15 protein-coding genes are annotated in these 17,475 nt (G+C 72.0%); 8 read left to right on the top strand and 7 right to left on the bottom strand.

What is annotated here, in order from left to right; all coding sequences use genetic code 11:
* The first annotated feature begins 37 nt into the window (after positions 1–37).
* Positions 38–682, top strand: coding sequence for a LysE family translocator (locus ABZ342_RS11865; protein WP_360471735.1), 645 nt, complete (start codon positions 38–40; stop codon positions 680–682).
* Here ABZ342_RS11865 and ABZ342_RS11860 read toward each other — a convergent pair.
* Genes ABZ342_RS11860 through ABZ342_RS11840 form a run of 5 tightly spaced genes read right to left on the bottom strand, consistent with a single transcriptional unit; the run spans position 663 to position 8,531 of the window.
* A complete protein-coding gene (locus ABZ342_RS11860; protein WP_360471732.1) occupies positions 663–989 on the bottom strand; it encodes a helix-turn-helix domain-containing protein in 327 nt (108 codons plus the stop codon). The two genes, ABZ342_RS11865 and ABZ342_RS11860, sit on opposite strands and share 20 nt — an antisense overlap.
* A complete protein-coding gene (locus tag ABZ342_RS11855) occupies positions 986–1,774 on the bottom strand; it encodes a TIGR03620 family F420-dependent LLM class oxidoreductase (RefSeq protein WP_360471729.1) in 789 nt (262 codons plus the stop codon). Before ABZ342_RS11855 ends, ABZ342_RS11860 begins: the two co-directional genes overlap by 4 nt.
* Before the next feature lie 37 nt (positions 1,775–1,811).
* Positions 1,812–6,269, bottom strand: coding sequence for a hypothetical protein (locus tag ABZ342_RS11850; protein ID WP_360471726.1), 4,458 nt, complete (start codon positions 6,267–6,269; stop codon positions 1,812–1,814).
* Positions 6,270–6,279: 10 nt separating this feature from the next.
* Positions 6,280–7,080, bottom strand: coding sequence for a hypothetical protein (locus ABZ342_RS11845; protein ID WP_360471724.1), 801 nt, complete (start codon positions 7,078–7,080; stop codon positions 6,280–6,282).
* Positions 7,080–8,531, bottom strand: a complete 1,452-nt coding sequence (locus tag ABZ342_RS11840) for a hypothetical protein (RefSeq protein ID WP_155544383.1) — start codon at positions 8,529–8,531, stop codon at positions 7,080–7,082. The genes ABZ342_RS11845 and ABZ342_RS11840 overlap by 1 nt, the downstream gene beginning before the upstream one ends.
* Positions 8,532–8,617: 86 nt before the next feature.
* Here ABZ342_RS11840 and ABZ342_RS11835 point away from each other — a divergent pair, with 86 nt between their 5' ends.
* From ABZ342_RS11835 to ABZ342_RS11825, 3 genes are all read left to right on the top strand, one after another.
* The gene (locus ABZ342_RS11835) at positions 8,618–9,055 is read left to right on the top strand and encodes a PPOX class F420-dependent oxidoreductase (RefSeq protein WP_360471721.1); all 438 of its coding nucleotides are present in this window, start codon (positions 8,618–8,620) and stop codon (positions 9,053–9,055) included.
* Positions 9,056–9,095: 40 nt separating this feature from the next.
* Positions 9,096–9,935 (top strand): coproporphyrinogen III oxidase, encoded by an 840-nt coding sequence (locus ABZ342_RS11830; RefSeq protein WP_155542480.1) that lies wholly within the window; start codon positions 9,096–9,098, stop codon positions 9,933–9,935.
* Positions 9,936–10,167: 232 nt separating this feature from the next.
* Positions 10,168–12,735: a PQQ-dependent sugar dehydrogenase gene (locus ABZ342_RS11825; protein ID WP_360471717.1), complete on the top strand. Its 2,568-nt coding sequence runs from the start codon at positions 10,168–10,170 to the stop codon at positions 12,733–12,735.
* A 48-nt stretch (positions 12,736–12,783) separates the two neighbouring features.
* Here the strand turns inward: ABZ342_RS11825 and ABZ342_RS11820 are convergent, their stop codons facing one another.
* Both ABZ342_RS11820 and ABZ342_RS11815 read right to left on the bottom strand, forming a co-directional pair.
* On the bottom strand, positions 12,784–13,152 hold the full coding sequence (locus ABZ342_RS11820; RefSeq protein ID WP_155542478.1) for a hypothetical protein: 369 nt from the start codon (positions 13,150–13,152) through the stop codon (positions 12,784–12,786).
* A gap of 154 nt (positions 13,153–13,306) precedes the next feature.
* The gene (locus ABZ342_RS11815; RefSeq protein WP_230862427.1) at positions 13,307–13,915 is read right to left on the bottom strand and encodes a TetR/AcrR family transcriptional regulator; all 609 of its coding nucleotides are present in this window, start codon (positions 13,913–13,915) and stop codon (positions 13,307–13,309) included.
* Between the two features lie 70 nt (positions 13,916–13,985).
* On the opposite strand from ABZ342_RS11815, the gene ABZ342_RS11810 reads away from it, so the two are divergent.
* From ABZ342_RS11810 to ABZ342_RS11795, 4 genes are all read left to right on the top strand, one after another.
* On the top strand, positions 13,986–14,861 hold the full coding sequence (locus ABZ342_RS11810; protein ID WP_360471714.1) for a sterol desaturase family protein: 876 nt from the start codon (positions 13,986–13,988) through the stop codon (positions 14,859–14,861).
* A 97-nt stretch (positions 14,862–14,958) separates the two neighbouring features.
* On the top strand, positions 14,959–15,333 hold the full coding sequence (locus ABZ342_RS11805; RefSeq protein WP_360471711.1) for a hypothetical protein: 375 nt from the start codon (positions 14,959–14,961) through the stop codon (positions 15,331–15,333).
* Positions 15,314–16,516, top strand: coding sequence for a caspase family protein (locus ABZ342_RS11800; RefSeq protein ID WP_360471708.1), 1,203 nt, complete (start codon positions 15,314–15,316; stop codon positions 16,514–16,516). Before ABZ342_RS11805 ends, ABZ342_RS11800 begins: the two co-directional genes overlap by 20 nt.
* A gap of 5 nt (positions 16,517–16,521) precedes the next feature.
* Positions 16,522–17,439: a transporter substrate-binding domain-containing protein gene (locus tag ABZ342_RS11795; protein WP_360471705.1), complete on the top strand. Its 918-nt coding sequence runs from the start codon at positions 16,522–16,524 to the stop codon at positions 17,437–17,439.
* Positions 17,440–17,475: the final 36 nt, after the last annotated feature.

The raw sequence follows: 17,475 nt of genomic DNA, 5'->3' as shown, positions 1-17,475 counted from the left end.
CCTGGTCGCCAGGCCGGGGCCCGTTTACGCTCGAGGCATGGTCTCCGGTGCGCACTTTGTTGCCTTCGCCGCACTGACGTTCCTCATGGTCGTCGTCCCCGGTCCGAGCGTGCTGTTCACCATCAGCCGCGCGCTCACGGTCGGGCGGCGCGACGCGCTGCTCACCGTCGTGGGCAACTCCGCCGGCGTCTACACGCAGGTCGTCGCGGTCGCGTTCGGCCTCGGCGTGCTCGTGACGACGTCGGCCGCGGTGTTCACCGCGATCAAGATCGCCGGCGCGATCTACCTCGTGTACCTGGGCGTCCAGGCCCTGCGGCACCGCCGCCGGCTCACCGACGCGATGGCCGCCAAGGTGCCCGCGACGCCCGGTCGCGTCCTGACCGTGCTGCGCGACGGGTTCGTCGTCGGCTTCGCGAACCCGAAGTCGATCGTGTTCCTCGCGGCGCTGCTGCCCCAGTTCGTCGACCCGGTCGCCGGGTCCGTGCCGGTCCAGATGCTGCTGCTGGGCCTGTGCCTGCCGGCGATCGCGCTGGCCACCGACAGCGCGTGGGCGCTGGTGGCGGGCACCGCCCGCGCGTGGTTCGCCCGCTCGCCGAAACGCCTGGAGATGGTCGGCGGCACCGGTGGCCTCGTCATGATCGGCCTCGGCACCACCCTCGCCTTCACCGGCCGGGGTGACTGAGCACCAGGTCCAGCAACCCGGGGAACGCCGCGTCGAACTCCGGGCGCCGCAAGCGGTTCAGCCGCCGCGGCCCGGCGTCGCGCTGCTCGATCAGGCCCGCCGCCCGCAGCACGGTGAAGTGGTGGCTGAGCGTCGCCTTCGCCACCGGCTGGGCGAAGGTGCCGCACGCCTTCGTCCACTCCGGCACGGCGGCCAGCTCCCGCAGGATGCTGCGGCGCACGGGATCGGCGACCGCGGCGAGGGCGTCCTGCAAGGACACCTCCGCCGGGACGCCGTGCGTGAGCCCGCGGGCCCGTGCGGTGGTCACCGCAGAGCCTCCGCCAGCGCCGGCCACCACTCGCGGGGCAGGTCACCGGCCGGGACGACGACCTGGTCCGCCCCCGCCGCCCGGTACTCGCGCAGCCGCGCCACGACCGCGTCGAGGTCGCCGCGGACCGTGAGCCCGTCGACCAGCCGGTCGGAGAGGTCCGCGATGTCGGCGTCGGTGAAGCCCATGCGGCGGAAGTTGTTCGCGTAGCCGGGCATCCCGGCCAGGAACCGCAGCGAGCCCTCGCGGGCGCGCTCGCGGGTCGCGGCGGTGTCGGCACCCGGGACGACGCTCAGCAGCACCACGAGCTGTTTGCCGGCGCCGAGGATCTCCCGCGCCGAAGCGACGTAGTCCGTCGTCACGAGGAACGGGTACGCCCCCGACGCGCGGTCCCGCGCCAGCTCCAGCATCTTGGGGCCCAGCGCCGAAAGGATGCGTTCGGACGCGGGGACGGTGTCGTCCAGCTCGTCGAGGTAGTCGTTCAGCGTGGCCAGCGGACGCGGGCCGTGGGCGCCGCCGAGGCCGACGACGAACCGCCCGGCCGGCAGGTCCGCGTACGCCCGGGCGATGTCGGCCGCGGGCACCCGGTCGACCGGCAGGATGCCGCTCGCGACCGGGATCTTCGCGGTCCCGTGGATCACGTCGGCGATCAGCGGCAGGTTGCTGCCCTGCCCGCCCGGCAGCCACAGCGTGGCGTACCCCAGCTCGTCCAGCTCCGCGGCGGCCGTGACGGTCTCCGGCCCGGTCGTGCCCAACGTGGCGCCCAGCGCCCCCAGGTTCGTCATGCGCCGGGCAACCACGGAACTCCCGGAGATGTTCCCGTCAGGCCGTCTGTTCGTCCTCAGCGGAATCCGGGTCTTCGGACGGCCGCGAGAACATCCGCGTCGCCGACAGCCGCGCGACGCCGTCCGGGTCGCCGAGGTCGTCGAGGGAGGTGCGGACCGTCGAATCCACCGACAGGTACTTGCGGCCGGCCCGCAGGTCGGCGTCGTTGCGCAGCCGCACGATCAGCGGGAACTCCGACAGCGCGCCCGCGTCGAACAGGCCCGTCGTGTAGATGAGCTGCACGCCCAGCGCCTCGGCCACCGCCCGCTGCAGCTCCAGCAGGTACCCGGCGGACGCGCGGCCGATCGGGTTGTCCAGGAACAGCACGCCCGAGTGCCGGTTGCGGGCCTTGCCGCGGTTGTTGGCCCGCAGCGCGGCCAGCGTGCAGTACAGGATGATCGCCGCGGTCAGCTGCTGGCCGCCCGAGAACACGTCGCGGATCTCCGAGACGCGCTGGCGTTCGGTCCGCAGCACCGAGTCCGGCTTGAGCATGTCGACGCGGAACCCCTTGGGCGCCGCGGCCCGGACCCCGCGCAGCACCAGGGAAAGCCCGTCGCGCTTGACGTCGCGGCCGTCCGCGGTCTTGCCGACGGCCGCCTCGTCGACGACCTCGCCGAGCTTCTCGGTGAGCGCGTTGTCCTCCAGCTCGGTGAAGCGGATGCGGAGGAACTCCTGCCCGGACCAGTCGCCGAGGCCGTCCGGGAGCCGGGAGACGCGCTGGGCGGAGCGCAACGTCCGGAGCGCGCCGTCGACCATGCCCTGCAGGCGCGTGATGATGCCGCCGCGGTGGCGGTCGATCTGCGCGAGGTCGTCGGTGAGCGAGCGCAGCCGCGGCCGCAGCGCCTCCGCCCACTCGGCGGCGTGCGCGGGCAGCCGGTCGCGCTTGACCGAGATGACCTGCTGGCGCACCGGCGTGCTCAGCTTCTCGAACCGCTTCTCCGTCGCGTACTGCGCGAGCTGGTCGGCGGCCTCGCGCACGCGCCGGTCGCCCGCGTCGGCGGCCTCCTGCGCTTCGGTGAACGTCGCGTTGAGCCGGGTGTACTGGGCGCGCGCGGTGTCGACGTCGCCGTCGTAGGCCGCGGCGTCGGTGTCCGTCACCAGCCGGGCCATCGACTCGGCCAGCAGCGAGAAGCCGGACGCCGAGTTCTTCGCGGACTCCAGCGTCGCTTCGGCCGCCGCCCGGCGTTCCTGCAGCTCTTCCCACTTCCGCGCGGCCACCGACACTTCCAGCCCGGCCGCGTCGATCAGTTCGAGGCCGTGCTCGATGTCGCGCGGTTTCTCGCCGGTGACGCCGTTCTGCAGCGGCAGCGCGTCCAGCTCGGCCCGCCGCGTCGACACCAGCCCGATCGCTTCCGTGCGCTCGTCCTCCAGGCCGTCGACGACCCGGCGGGCGCGCGCCAACGCGGCCGCGCGCGCCGAGGCGTCCGAGCCGTCGGGCGTCTCCAGCAGCTCGGCGGCGCGGACCCGGACCGCCTCGTCGAGGGACTCGACGGCCGAGCCGGCGGCGGCTTCGGCGGACTCGGCCTGCTCCAGCTCGGCCCGCAGGTCGCTGCCGACCTCGACCTTCGCGTACGACTCGGACGCCGACAGGTAGGTCCGCCGCAACGCGTCGACCGGCTCGGCCGGCACCGGGCCGTCGGCCGCTTCGGCCGCGCCCGGGACCTCGGCCAGCTCGGCGCGGGCGGTCGTCGCGGTGCGGCGGTGGCCGTCGGCGGTGCGCTGCTCCTCCCCCGCCTGCTCGCGCAGCCGCGCGGCCTTGCCGGCGGCGTCGGCGGCCTGCAGGTCGGCGCGCTCGGCGACCTCGGTGGCGCGCTCGACGTCTTCGGTCCACTCGGCGATCCGCGCGCCGCGGGCGCCCAGGTCCCCGAGCCGGCGCGCCTTCTCCTCGGCTTCGCTCGCGGCCGCCCGCAGCTCCGGGACGCGCTCCCGCAGCGACGCGGCCTTTTCGCTCAACCGCGCGAACTCCGCGTCGGCCTGCTCCAGCGCCGTGCGCGCGGTCTCGCGCGCGGCCCGGGCCGCCTGGGCCTGCTCGGCCAGCGTCGCGACGGCGCCGGGCGGGTAGTCCTCGCGCCAGGTGGTGAGCTTCCACGTCAGGGCGCCGTCCGCGGCCAGCTTGGCGGACAACGCCTCCAGGCGTCGCTGCCGTTCGGTGTGCCGCCGGGCCACGGCTTCCCGCTCGGCGTCCGCGGCTTCTTCGTCGTACATCGCGGGGTTCGGCGGCACGAGGAACTCGACGCCGGGCGCGGCGGGCGCCTCGGCCAGCAACGCCTCGGTGGTGCCGACGGCGATGATCGCGCTGGGCAGCAGCCGCCGCGTCGTCAGGACCTCACGGGCCCGGTCCGCGTGGGCGGTGTCGTTCAGCAGCACGCCGGACACCAGCTGCGGCAGGCTTTCCAGGACTTCGGCGCGCCGGGCAGCGTCCAGTTTGGACAGATAGCGCCAGCCGGACCACGCGGTGATCCCGGCTTCCTCCAGGGCGTCCAGCGCGGCCTGGACGTCTTCCGGCGGCGGCAGCAGCCCGCCGGAGCCCAGCGCGGCGAGGGCCCGCTCGTCGGCGGACTCCTCCATCCGCAGCGCGGTCTGCTCCTTCTCGACGGACGCGCTCGCCTCGCGCAGCCGCTCCAGCAACACCGGCAGGTCGCTCTCCAAAGCGACGTCGTCGGCGCCGAGCAGCTCGACCAGGCGGCCCTCGGCGGCGAGCGCGTCGGTGCGGCGGTGGGCACGATCGAGGTCCTCGGTGGCCCGCTCGAAGCGGTCCTGGGTGGTGCCCGCCAGCTGGTGTGCCTCGTTGACGGCCCGTTGCGCCGCTTGGAGATCCGCCGCCACCCGGTCCAGTTCCTGCTCGCGCCGGGCCAGCTCGGCGGTGGCGGCCTCGGCCGCGGCGCGGGCGGCTCGCGAAGCGTCCGCGACGTCGGCACCCGAGGGCAGCAGCCCGGCGCGGACGGCGTTCTGGATCTCTTCGCGCAGCTCGGTGATCCGCGTGGTCAGCCCGCGGGCTTCGGCCCGCCGCCCGGCCGCGAGGTTGGCGGCCTCGTCGCGTTCGGTCTGGGCCTTCTCCGCCTCGGCACGCAACGCGCCCGCGTGGGCCTCGGCCTTGTCGGCCTGACGCTGGGCGTCCTGCGCCAGCGCGTGCAACCCCCGCGCGAGCGCCGAAGCGGCGTCGTTGCGCGCCTGCAAGGCCGGTCGTGCCTTCTCCTCGCGGCTGCCGACCAGTTCGCGCAGGTCCTTCGCCTTGCGGGAGGAGTTCAGCTGGTTGAGCACGGTCGCCGTCTCGCGCCACGCCTCGGCCTCGGTCTTCGCTTCAGCCAGTTCGGCGTCGACCCGTTTGCGGGCTTCCTGGGCCTCGTCCAGGCGCAGCACCGCGACCAAGCGGCGCAGCTCCGTGACGCCCGCGGCGAGCCGCCGGTGGTCGCCCTCGGCGAGCTTCTCGGCCGACTTGACCTCGGCGACGTGCTCCTCGAGTCCCGACAGCCGCGCGTTCTCCAACTCGTTGCGCGCGACGACGCGACCGGCGAGCGACGCCATGTCGGCCTTCGCGGCCTCGGCGATCTTCCGCGACTCCGCGGCGACGCCTTCCTCGGCGGCCAGCGGGCCCAGCAGGTCGAGCGCTCCCGCGACGAAATCGCGTTCCGACAACAGGTCCCCGCGCTGCGCCAGGTTGTGCGAGTACGTCGAGACGACCTCGGCGAGGTCCTTCGGCTCGTCCTCGGAGATCACCGCGCGCAGCAGGAAGTCGACGAAGGCGTCGTCGGTGCCGAAGGCGAACGCGTCCGCCGCTTCACCTTCGCCGGCGTTCATCGCGCGCTGGTACCGGAACAGCTCGGTGTCGAGGCCGAGGCCGTCGAGCCGGCCGGTCCACTCGTGGTGGCGGCGGGTCCAGGACAGCTCCAGCTCGGGCTCGGCCAGCTGGGCGGCGGCGAGCTTGTCGTGGAAGCCGGACATGGTGAGCAGCCGGCCGTCCTGGGTCATCGGCAGGGAATCGAGCCCCAGCGCGGCGGTCGGGCGGAAGCAGTACCAGGAGTCGGCGAGGTTCTCGGAGTCGGCGGACACGACGTGCCCGCGCCACTCGGAGACCTTGCCGGTGATGATCCGGTGCCCGCTCTCGACGTGCAGCCACTCCAGGACGACGTGCGAGACGTCCTTGGCGGCGACGAACTTCTCGAGCACCTTGGTGCTGGTGGTGCCGACGACCTGGCGGCGGCCGGGCAGCATCACCGAGAAGATCAGCTTGATGAGGACGGACTTGCCGCCGCCGTTCTCCAGGAACAGCACGCTGGCCGGCGACGGGCGGCGCAGCTCGGCCGGGCCGGTCGCGTGGATGCCGGCGCTGAACAGCGCGTCCTGCTGGGGTGCGGTGATCTTGGCGCCGACGCCGCTGAAGTCGAGCACGACGTCCTGGTAGCGGGCACCCGCCGGGCCCACGGAATGCAGGCGGACCCGCGAAAGCTCGTACATCGATTCCCCTCTACAGCGTGTCCGACGACGTCGCGCGCAGCGTGCCCCAGGAGTTCGCGACGGCCACGACGTCCAGCGCGAGCAGGTCGTCGAAGGCGGCGTCCGCGGCGAGCTCGCGGACCTGGATCTGGTAGCGCGGCGTGGTCCGGTAGGTGCCGCCCTGCTCGTCGCTCACCGGGACCAGGAAGCCCTGGTCGGCGAGGAAGCGCAGGGCGCGGGAGACCATGCCGCGGGTGGTGTCGGCGGCGAGACGGCCGTCCTTCGTGGCGGCCGCCGCGGGACGCCGGGTGTAGGCGCGCCAGGCCTGTTCCAGCTCGGGCGCGTCGGCCAGCGGGTCGTTGTTGGCCTCGGCCGCCGCGGCGCGTTCGTCGAGCATGCGGGCGGCTTCGCGGACCATCGCGTCGACCTGCTCGACGCTGACGCGGCCGATGTAGGTGTCGTTGGCGAGGTCGTCCGGGCGCGGGTAGCCCAGCGCCGCGGTGGCGAGGTGGATCAGGCCGTGCAGGACCTTTTCCGTCTCGCGCCGCTCGCGGATCTTGGCCTGGCGGGCGTAGGAGTCCATCTTGATCTCGAAGACGGACTCGTCGGTGGCCGCGAGGACCGCGCCGGCCTGCTGGTTGACCTCGAGGACCATCAGCCCGAGCCCGGCGGCGACGGCGTGGGTGAGCGCTTTGAACGCGTTGTCCTCGCCGTAGCGGCGCACGAGGTCGCCGTAGACGACGTCGCGCGCGGGCAGCTGCTTCGGCCGCATGCCGAACGCGACCAGCCGGGCCGCGGCCTCGGCGTCCACGCTGCTGTGGGACAGCGCCATTACGCGACTTCCTCTTCTTCGTCGGCCCGCTCTACGGCGGCGGTGGACAGCAGGAGGTCGGCGCCGCCGAACTCCGGGTCGTCGAGCAGGGTGCCGTCGTCGACGGCCAGCAGCACCGAGCGGTCGCCCTGGCGCCGGGCCGCGCCGACCCCGGGACTGTAGGCGTGGACCGCGCGGAGCGCGACCAGGGCGGCGAGGCCGGGCTGGCGGCCGCGGCGGGCCTCTTCGAGCAGGCCGGACAGCCGCCGGGGCACCTCGGGCAGGTCGAGCAGCTCGTCGGCCCGGCGCCAGACGTCGTCGCCGAATTTGTCGGTGATGTCGGCGGGCATCAGCTCCGGCTCGGGGATCTCGCCCACCAGCTGGTCGCGCTCGGGAGCCGGGCGCAGCAGGAGCGAAACGAGCGAAGACAGCGACGGCACGACTGGCGGGGCAATGCCCGCGGCGGCGTGGAAGAAGTGCTCGACCGGCGCGACGGCGTCGGCCAGCGGCAGCCCGAGTGTGGGAACGAGAAGCTGCCCGAACAGATCCAGGGTCGCGCGCTGCGGCGGGCCGGAGAACTGCTGGCGGTCCTGCTCCGCGCGGAACACCGCGCCCGCGTCGGCCAGCCGGGACTGCAGCCGTGTGTGCCGGCGGATGCAGTCGCCGACGATGTCGACGAGCTCGGCCGCGCGGCGCTTGCGGTCGAGGTCCTCGGTCTCGTCGCGGGCGGTGGTGATGTTCTTGAGGATGGCGTTCTCGGCGCGGAACCGGGCCTCGATGTGGCTCAACGCGCTGTCGAGCAGCTCCGGGACCTCGCGTTCCCAGTCGACCGACCGGACGTCGCGGCGGGTGGCGTCGAGCTTCGCGCGCAGCGTCTCGCCGTACTGGACGGTCCGGTAGCGGGCCTGCTCGGCGGCCAGCTTGGCGTCCGCGAGACGGCCTCGGTTGATGAGGTTCTCCAGCTTGACCTCGGCGGCGATCTGCGCCGACTCGACGTCGGTGTCCAGGGCCCCGACGAGGACGTTGATCGCCTCGTCGGTCGCGCGCAGGTAGACCTCGCCGTCCCGGGCCGCCAGTTCGACGAGCAGCTTGAAGTCGAACTGGCGCCGCTGGTAGCCGCCCGGGCCCATCGAGCCGTAGACGCGCCGGAAGCCGCGGTCGGTGGTGCCGACGTTGATCAGGTTGTCGAGGACCCACTTGGCCACGCGGACGTGCTCTTCGGGCATCCGCGACGGCGCCTGCGCGGCGATGAACGGCAGCAGCCGGTCGATGACCTCGTCGTGGCCGGCGCCGGTGTCGAAGTCCATCGCGATGGTGACCTGGTCGATCGTGTGCAGCGCGATCTCGGCCATCTGGTAGATCGTGGCGTCGGCCCAGTCGAGCTTCGCCTTCCGCGCGTCCAGGTCGTGCAGCGGCGCGGTGCAGGCCAGCGCCTTGAGCCGGCGCGTCAGCCCCTCGTCGGCCAGTCCCATCGCGGCCCTGTCGTCGTCTCGCACAGCAGGCCAGGCTAGTCGGCCACCCTCTGCACACGCGCGGGTGACGGGCTAACGTCGCTCACATGCGTGAGATGAGCCGTTCAGAGTGGTGGCAGTTCGCGTCCGAGGGCACCCGGACGGGCAAGCTCGGCCTGGTGCGGGCCAACGGCGCCCCGATCGTCACCCCGATCTGGTTCCTGCTGGACGAGACCCCGGACGGTGACGAGCTGGTCTTCACCACCGGCACCGACACCCTCAAGGGCAAGGCGATCGCCCGCGACCCGCGGATCTCCCTGGTCGTCGACGACCAGGAACCGCCGTACTCCTACATCCAGTTCACCGCCGAGGCGCGGCTGACCCACGACTACGACGAGATGCTCGCCTGGGCGACCAGGCTGGGCGGCCGGTACATGGGCGCCGAGCGCGCCGAGGAGTACGGCAAGCGCAACGCCGTCCCCGAGGAGTCGCTGGTCCGGGCGAAGATCACCAAGGTGATCGCGCGGGCCGAAATCGCCGGCTGACCTCGTTTTCGCGGTATCCTCGCCCGCGGGGGTGGGGGTCATGCTTTCGGGTGAGGACAGCAGACGTGACGCCGTCAAGGCGATCATGAGCTCCGGCCGGCGCGAGCTGGTCGCGGAGCTGGAACGCCTCGACGGCGGAGCCCGGTTCGGCCGGGGCCGCGCGAGCCTGCTGGAAGACGGCGACGTCTTCGAGCGCGCCGGGATCAGCGTGACGACCGCGGACGACGGCGGGTTCTTCACCAGCGGGCTGTCGGTCGTGGTCCACCCGCGCAGCCCGTACGTTCCCGGGTTCCAGGCGCACTTCCGGTACTGCGAGTCCGAGGACACCTGGTGGTTCGGCGGCACCGTGGAGCTCCTCCCGTGCTACGGCTTCGCCGAGGACGCGGCGCACTTCCACCGGGTGCTCAAGCAGCACTGCGACACACTCGACCCGGCCTTCCACGCGCAGGCGAAGCGCACCGCCGACGACCGGTTCCGGCTGCCGCACCGCGACGAGCCGCACGGGCTCGGCGGCATCGCCTTCGACCACCTGCGCCCGGCCGGCCCGCACGGCTGGCGGCGCGGAGCGGCGTTCACGGCGGCGGGCATCGCCACGATCGCCCCCGCGTACCTACCGATCGTGCGACGGCGGCGGGACCTGCCGCACGGCGACCGCGAGCGGCAGTGGCAGCTCCACCGCCGCGGCCGGTACGTCGAAGCCGCGCTCTTCCGCGCCGCGTCCGCCGGGCGCGCCGACGCCGAGGCGATCCTGCTGGCACTGCCGCCGATGGCACGGTGGGAGTCCGGGTTCACGCCGGAGCCGGGGAGCCCGGAAGCGGAGCTGGCGGCGTTCCTCGTACCGCGCGACTGGGCGGGCGAAACCGCCGCGACGGTCGGCTGACGCTCCGGCTCCGGCTCCGGCTCCACCGGACGGACAAGGCACCGCTGAGCGGGAAACCCTTCTTCACCAAGGGTGAGCGCCCGTGTCGAGTATTGACACGGCCCGCTCGAAGGGTGTGAGATCCCTCCTATAGATAGGAAACTTTCCTAACTATTAGGTCCGATTCCGGTGGTCCGCCGACCAGTTCCGCCCCGGTCACCCCCTGTCCCCCGACCCACGCAGGAGGCTCCCAGTGGCACCCCGTCCACCGTGGCGCGTGGTACTGGCCGGTACCGCCGTCGCGGCGCTCGGCCTCACCGCGCTCAGTCCGGTAAGCGCTTTCGCTGCCGATACCGACTACGAGTCCGAGAGCGCCGTCATTTCCCAGGGCGTCGTCGAGTCGAACCACGCCGGCTACTCCGGTACCGGGTTCGTCAACTTCGACAACGTCGTCGGCAGCTACGTCGAATACTCCGTGAACGCCGCGCAGGCGGGCACGCACACCCTGACCTTCCGCTACGCCAACGGAACCGCCGACAACCGGCCCGTGAAGCTGGTCGTCGACGGCGGCGACAAGGGCACCGTCGACTTCCCCGGCACCGGCGCGTGGACGACGTGGAAGACCGCCACCGCGAGCGTGCAGCTGACCGCCGGGGTCAACAAGATCCGCACCACGGCGACCACCGCGAACGGCGGCCCGAACGCCGACAAGCTGACCGACACCTTCGTCGCGCCGACCGACGGCGAACCGCCGACGCCGCCGTCGAACCTCAAGGCGAGCGACATCCTCCCCACCGCCGCGACGTTCTCCTGGACCGCCGCGACCGACAACGTCGGCGTCGTGCGCTACGAGATCAACCGCGGTGGCAACATCCTCAAGACCGTCGACGGGAACACGACGTCGGCGACGGTGACCAACCTGACCCCGAACACCGCCTACGACATCTCGGTCGGCGCGTTCGACGCGGCGGGCAACCCGTCGCAGCAGAGCAACGTGGTCACCTTCACCACGCCGCCGAGCGACGACACCACCCCGCCGAGCGTGCCGGGCAACCTGCGCTCCACCGGCGTCACCGCGAACAGCGTTTCCCTGGCGTGGAACGCTTCCACCGACAACGGCGGCACGGTCGCCGGGTACGACGTCTTCCAGGGCGCCACGAAGGTCGCGACCACGACGTCGCTCGGCACGACCGTGACGAACCTGAACCCGAGCACCTCCTACACCTTCACCGTCAAGGCGCGCGACCCCGACGGCAACAGCTCCGCGGCGAGCAACGCGGTCACCGCCAAGACGTCCGCTCCGGGCGGCGCAGGGGGCATCCCGGAGTACGACAAGGACATCGCGAAGGTCGACCTCGGCTGGGCGGTGGACTTCCTGCCGAACGGCAACGCGCTGGTGACCGAGCGGGACCGGTTCGAGGTCCTGCTGGTGACGCCGTCCGGCCAGAAGACCACGCTGGGCAAGGTGCCGGGCGCGGTCGGCACCAACGGCGAAGGCGGTCTGCTGGGCCTGGCGATCTCGCCGAACTGGTCCACCGACCACGCGATCTACCTGTACCACACGGCGTCCGGCGACAACCGGATCGTGAAGATGACCTACGACGGCACCACGCTCTCCTCGACGTCGACACCGGTGCTGACCGGGATCGCGAAGAACCGCTACCACAACGGCGGGCGGATCAAGTTCGGTCCGGACGGCAAGCTGTACGCCACCGTCGGCGACGCGAAGAACAGTGACAACGCGCAGAACAAGAGCTCGCTCAACGGGAAGATCCTCCGGCTCAATCCGGACGGTTCGGCGCCGAGCGACAACCCGTTCTACGCCACCGGCGGCAACGCCCGGTACGTCTGGAGCTACGGCCACCGCAACCCGCAGGGCCTGGCCTGGGACTCCCGCGGCCAGCTGTGGGCGGCGGAGTTCGGCGAGAGCAGCCAGGACGAGCTCAACCTGATCCAGAAGGGCGGCAACTTCGGCTGGCCGAGCTGCGAGGGCACGCAGGGCAGCTGCAGCGGCTTCATCGCCCCGAAGAAGACGTGGTCGACGTCGCAGGCCGGGCCGTCGGGCGTCGAGATCGTCAACGACTGGATCTACATCGCCGGCGTCACCGGCGAGCAGATGTTCGCGACGCAGATCAACGCGGCGGGCACCGGCGTCGGCACCGTGTCGACCCTGTTCTCCGGCCGCTGGGGCCGGCTGCGCTCGGTCACGAAGTCCCCGGACGGCGGGCTGTGGCTGACGTCGACGAACAACGACAAGAACGGCGGCACGCCGTCGGTGCTGGACAACGTGATCGTGCGGCTGAAGTTCCCCGGCGGGACCACGCCGGGTGGCTTCAAGCTGACCAGCTCCGCCTTCGCCGACAACGCCACCATCCCGGACAAGTACACCTGCGCCGGGGACGGCACGGCGGGCCAGGACCCGTCGCCGCCGCTCGCGTGGGGCGAGTCCACGGGCGCGAAGGCCTACGCCATCGTGTTCGCCGACGTCGCCAACAGCGGCAACAAGCTGCACTGGGCGATCTGGGACGTCCCGGCGGCCACGAAGTCGCTGCCGGAGGGTCTCGGGGCGGGCTACACCGTGCCGAACCAGGGTGGCGCCAAGCAGAAGGCGATGGGCAGCGGGGCGAACGCGCAGAAGTTCTTCGGCCCCTGCCCGGGCGGCTCCAGCCACCCGTACACGTTCACGCTCTACGCCCTGAACACCGCGACGGTCCCCGGCCTGAGCTCGTCTTCGACGATGGCCCAGGTGGAGACGGCGATCAAGGGCGCGTCGACGGCCAGCGTGGTGCTGCGCGGCAAGTCCAGCGCGGCTGCGGCCTAGAAGCCGCGGCAGGGGTGACCGGAGCGGCGCCGGTCACCCCTGCCGCCCTCACCCCTGTTCGGCGACGCTGCGCAGGTGGGCGTCGACGTCGAAGCCGTGTTCCTCAAGCCGCCGACGGGCCAGCAGGAGCTCGTCGGGGGTGAACAGGTCGGCGTACTCCGTGCGGAGCATGGTCGCCTCGGAGCTGCGGCCGAGCTGGTTCTTCTCCCAGAGCACGGTGAACCCGCCCGCGGTGCCGGCGCCGCGCAGCAGCAGCCGCGCCGCCTCGACGCCGCCGTGCTCGCGGACCATCCGTTCGAACTGGGCCGGCCGGTATCCGTAGTCCTTCGCCAGGACCCGGCAACCGTCGAGCAGATCCTCGGTGAACCGCGCGGCCAGGCGTGGATCGGCCGGGACAGGGACGGCGGGCTCGGGCATGGGACACCTCTCGACGGGATGGCTTCCCTGATTAATCGCGAACCGAATCGGTTTCGCTACGCCGTTCGGGAAACCCGTCGGGGAATACCACTCTGCGTGTCATGAACAACGGACAAAAGCCGCAAACGGCAATTGTCGACGACCCCCGCCAGGGTCACCAGCCGAACAGGCCCTCCATGATGCGCGCACACCGGGAAGTCATCGCCACGGCGTCTTCGTCCGGACGGTCGATCCACCAGCTGATCAGCGAGTCGACCACGCCCGTCCAGACCTGCGCGATGGCTTCGATGTCGACGGGGTCGGCGAGCCCGCGCGACGTCATCAGCTGCGTCGCGCCGAGCAGGGCGAACGCGTCCAGGCGCCGCCGGTAGTCCGCCGCCGCGGTCGCGATGCCGCCCGTCGCCGGCACCGTCGCGTCGCGCAGCAGGCGCCACGCGTACCGGTCGTGGTCGAACGTCGTGAAGATCGCCGAAAGCACCTTCAGCGGCATCTGGTCGGGGTCGCCGCCGGCCGCCATGGTCGTCGCGACGCCCTCGGTGAGGCGGTCGCCCGCGCGGTGCAGGCAGGCCAGGTAGAGGCCGTCCTTCGAGCCGAAGTACTGGTACAGCAACGGCTTCGTGACTCCGACCCGGCGCGCGATCTCGACCATCGACGCGCCCGCGTAGCCCGCCCGGCCGAACTCCTCGGTGCCGGCCACGACGAGCTGGGCCTCGCGCTCTTCGCGGGGCATCCCCTTGGTCCCGACCGCCCTTGACTCCGTCACGCCGGAGAGCCTACCGTGCGTAAAGTGACTCTGGGGTAAGTTACCGTCAGGTCAGATCAAAGGAGACGACGTGGCCGAGTTCCTGGCGCACCTGCGCGACCCCGTGCTGTTCGCGATCCCGGTGTTCGTGCTGTTCGTGGCGATCGAGATCGTCGCGGTGCACGTGCTCGGGCACGACGACAACGTCCTCGGCTACAGCCCGGCCGACACCCGCACGAGCATGCTGATGGGCACCGTCGCGGTCGGCGTCAACGCGCTGTTCCGGCTGGTGATGCTCTTCGTGTTCGCCGCGCTGTTCGAGCTCGCGCCGGTCAAGCTCGACCCGCGCGACTGGTGGACGTGGGTGCTCATGCTGCTCGGCCAGGAGCTGGTCTTCTACGCCTACCACCGCGCCAGCCACCGCGTGCGGCTGCTGTGGGCCGGGCACCAGGTGCACCACTCCAGCGAGCACTACAACTTCTCGACAGCGCTGCGCCAGAAGTGGACCCCGTACTTCCAGCTGCCGTTCTGGTCGGTGCTGGCGCTGTGCGGGATCCCGCCGTGGATGATCCTGACCGGGCTCTCGATCGACCTCGTCTACCAGTTCTTCGTGCACACCGAGAAGATCGGGAAGCTGCCGCGCTGGTTCGAGTACGTCTTCAACACCCCGTCCCACCACCGCGTCCACCACGGCAGCGACGCCGAGTACCTCGACGCGAACTACGGCGGGATCTTCATCGTGTGGGACCGGCTGTTCGGCAGCTTCGTGCCCGAAGGCAAGCGCCCCACCTACGGGCTGACGAAGAACATCGAGACGTACAACCTGCTCCGGGTCGGCTTCCACGAGTACGGCTCGATCCTGCGCGACCTCCGCGCGGCCCGGACGTGGCGCGAGCGCGCGGGCTACCTGCTCGGCCCGCCCGGGTGGCAGCCCGCCGGGACCCGCGCGCTCGCGAACGCCGAGTGACCACCCGGGTGTAACACGGTGACCGGCTGTCCGACTGGAGGAGGTGCGACCCGCCGGGCCCACGGCGGGCTCCGACGAGACGGCAACCGGGAGCACAGTGACGATCGCCATCACCTTCGAAGGCAGTACCGGCCCCGACGATCTCCCGGGATGGCTGGCCCTGGAAGAGGATCTGCGCGGCCGGCTCCGGACGACGTCCGGCCGGGCGACCCCCGAAACCATGGGCTGGGACGTGGTGGTCGCGGCGGCGGTCGCCGCGGTGCCCGTCCTGGCGCGGTCGGTCTGCGGGTACCTGGTCGAACGCGACCGGCTGCGGAAGGGTGACCTGCTTCTCTCCTACACCACCGAAGACGGCCGAGAGGTGCACGTCCGCCTCACCCGCGCCACCGAGCCGGCCGCGCTGGCCGAGACCCTCCTGGCGCACCGGTCGGTGACCATCAGCGAGAACGCCGATGCGCCTTCCCGTTCCTGAGTCCTCGCACGCCGTCCTCATCGGCACGACCACGTACTCGGGCTCGTTCGCCGAACAGCCATTGCCGGCCGTGGCCAACAACGTCGCGGACCTCGCGGCCGTGCTCACCGACGAGCAGTACGGCGGTTTCCTCGCGGAGAACTGCACGCCGGTGCTGGACGAGGACGACCGCAACGCGATCCTGCGGGCGGTCCGCGCCGCCGCGGCGCGGGCCACCGACGTCCTGCTGGTCTACCTCAGCGGGCACGCCGCGCCCAAGGAACTGTCGAGCAGCGAGCTTCACCTGCCCCTGCCGAGCACGGACGACCTCGGCGAAGACTTCTGGTGGAACCACGCGCTGCCGTACTCCGACATCCGCCGGATCGTCCGGGACAGCCAGGCGGCGTGCCGGATGATCATCATCGACACCTGCTTCAGCGGCCGGGCACTGGCCGAAGCGATGGGCAAGGCGGACGGGGAGGCGTTCGTCATCTCCGGCTCGTACGTGCTGGCCTCGGCCGGCAGCAACATCCACGCCGTCGCCCCGGCCGGAGCCCGGCACACCGCGTTCACGGGCGTCCTCATCGACCTGCTGACCAACGGCATCGACGACCCGTCGCCCGAACTTTCGCTGCCCCGGATCTTCCCCCGGCTGCGCCAGGCCCTGCTGGCGGCCGGGTACCCGGAGCCGGACCACACCGCGACCAAGACGGTCGACCAGAAGGCCGTGGTCCGCAACCGGGCCGCGCTCATCGCGCGCGACCTGGCGCCCGACGTCGTCACCGACCTGGGCAGCGACGTCAACACGATCATCGTGCGCGGCCTGCGGCGCCTGGAAGACCTCTACGGCCAGGGCACCCGCTCGGTGCGCGACCGGGTCCGGTCGGAGGTCCTGCGGTTCCTCGACCACGACAGCAAGATCGTCTCGCAGGAGGCCGGGCGCCTCTACGACCTCATCCGCGCTTGGGAGGACGCCCCGGGCGCGGACGACGAGCCGAAGCGCCCCGGGCGCGTACGCCGGGCGCTGGCCGACCCGTGGCTGGGCGCGTCGGCGGTGGTCCTGGCGCTCGTCGCGGGCACGGTCCTGTGGTTGACCGGCCTGTCCGCCGGGCTCGCGGGCGCGGTGGCGGCCCCGCTCGGGCTGCTCGGCTACGCCACCGCGATCGCGGTCGCCGTGGTCTCCACTCCTCCCGAGAAAGACTGACACGAATGCACAAACGCTCACTCGCCCTGACTTCGGCGGTGCTGGCGATCGCGGCGGCCACGACCACCGCGGCGATCACCTTGCACCCCGGCTCGGCCCCCGACCCCACGCCGACCGCCGCGGCCCGGCCGTCGGCCGCGCCCCTGGTCGCCGTCTCCGGACCCGAACTGTGGCCCGTCGCCGGCAAGACCCTGCGGGTCGGGTTCAACGGCGAGATCCCGGGGTGGAGCTACCCGGGCACCGACCCGAAGGGGTTCGACGTCGACCTGGCGGACTACCTCGCCGAGCAGTTCCACTTCACGGTCGTGCCGGTGGCGCTCACCCCGTACGACCGGGAAGGCGCCCTGCTGCGCGGCGACGTCGACCTGGTCATCGCGAACTACTCGATGGACGGGACCAGCACGACCGACCCCACGAAGAACCGCCGGGACCTCATCGACTTCGCCGGGCCCTACTTCGTCGACCGGTCGGGTCAGATGGTCGACCGCGACAAGCTCGCGGCCATCACCGGCCAGACCAGGCTGCTCGACTCCGAGCACACCTGCGTGACCAAGGGGACCACGGCCGCGGACAAGCTCGGCGCCCGGGCGAAGGACACCCTCGCCGAGTGCCTGGACCCCTTCCTCGACATCGACGACCGGCAGTTCGACGCCGTGGAGACCGACGAAGCGATCCTCCTCTCCGTCGCCAACTTCAAGAAGGCCAAGGTCGACCCCGCCTACTGGGAAAACGGTTCCCTGGTCAACCCGAAGGAGTTCTACGGCGTGGGCATGCGCAAGAGCGACTCGAAGGCGTGCATCCAGTTCACCACGAAGATCCGGGAATTCGTGGACTCGGCGGCCTGGCAAGCCTCCTACGACGCCCTGCACATCGAGACGACCATTCGGCACCAGCCGGAGCGCACGGACCACGCGTACTGCTGACGGCGCCGGCGTGGCGATCGCCCGCCGCGAGGGTTC

It is taken from the genome of Amycolatopsis sp. NPDC005961 (assembly GCF_040629235.1).
GTDB classification, from domain to species: Bacteria; Actinomycetota; Actinomycetes; order Mycobacteriales; family Pseudonocardiaceae; genus Amycolatopsis; species Amycolatopsis camponoti.
Note: the sequence above shows the minus strand (reverse complement) of the source record. Positions and strands in the feature narration are given on the sequence as shown.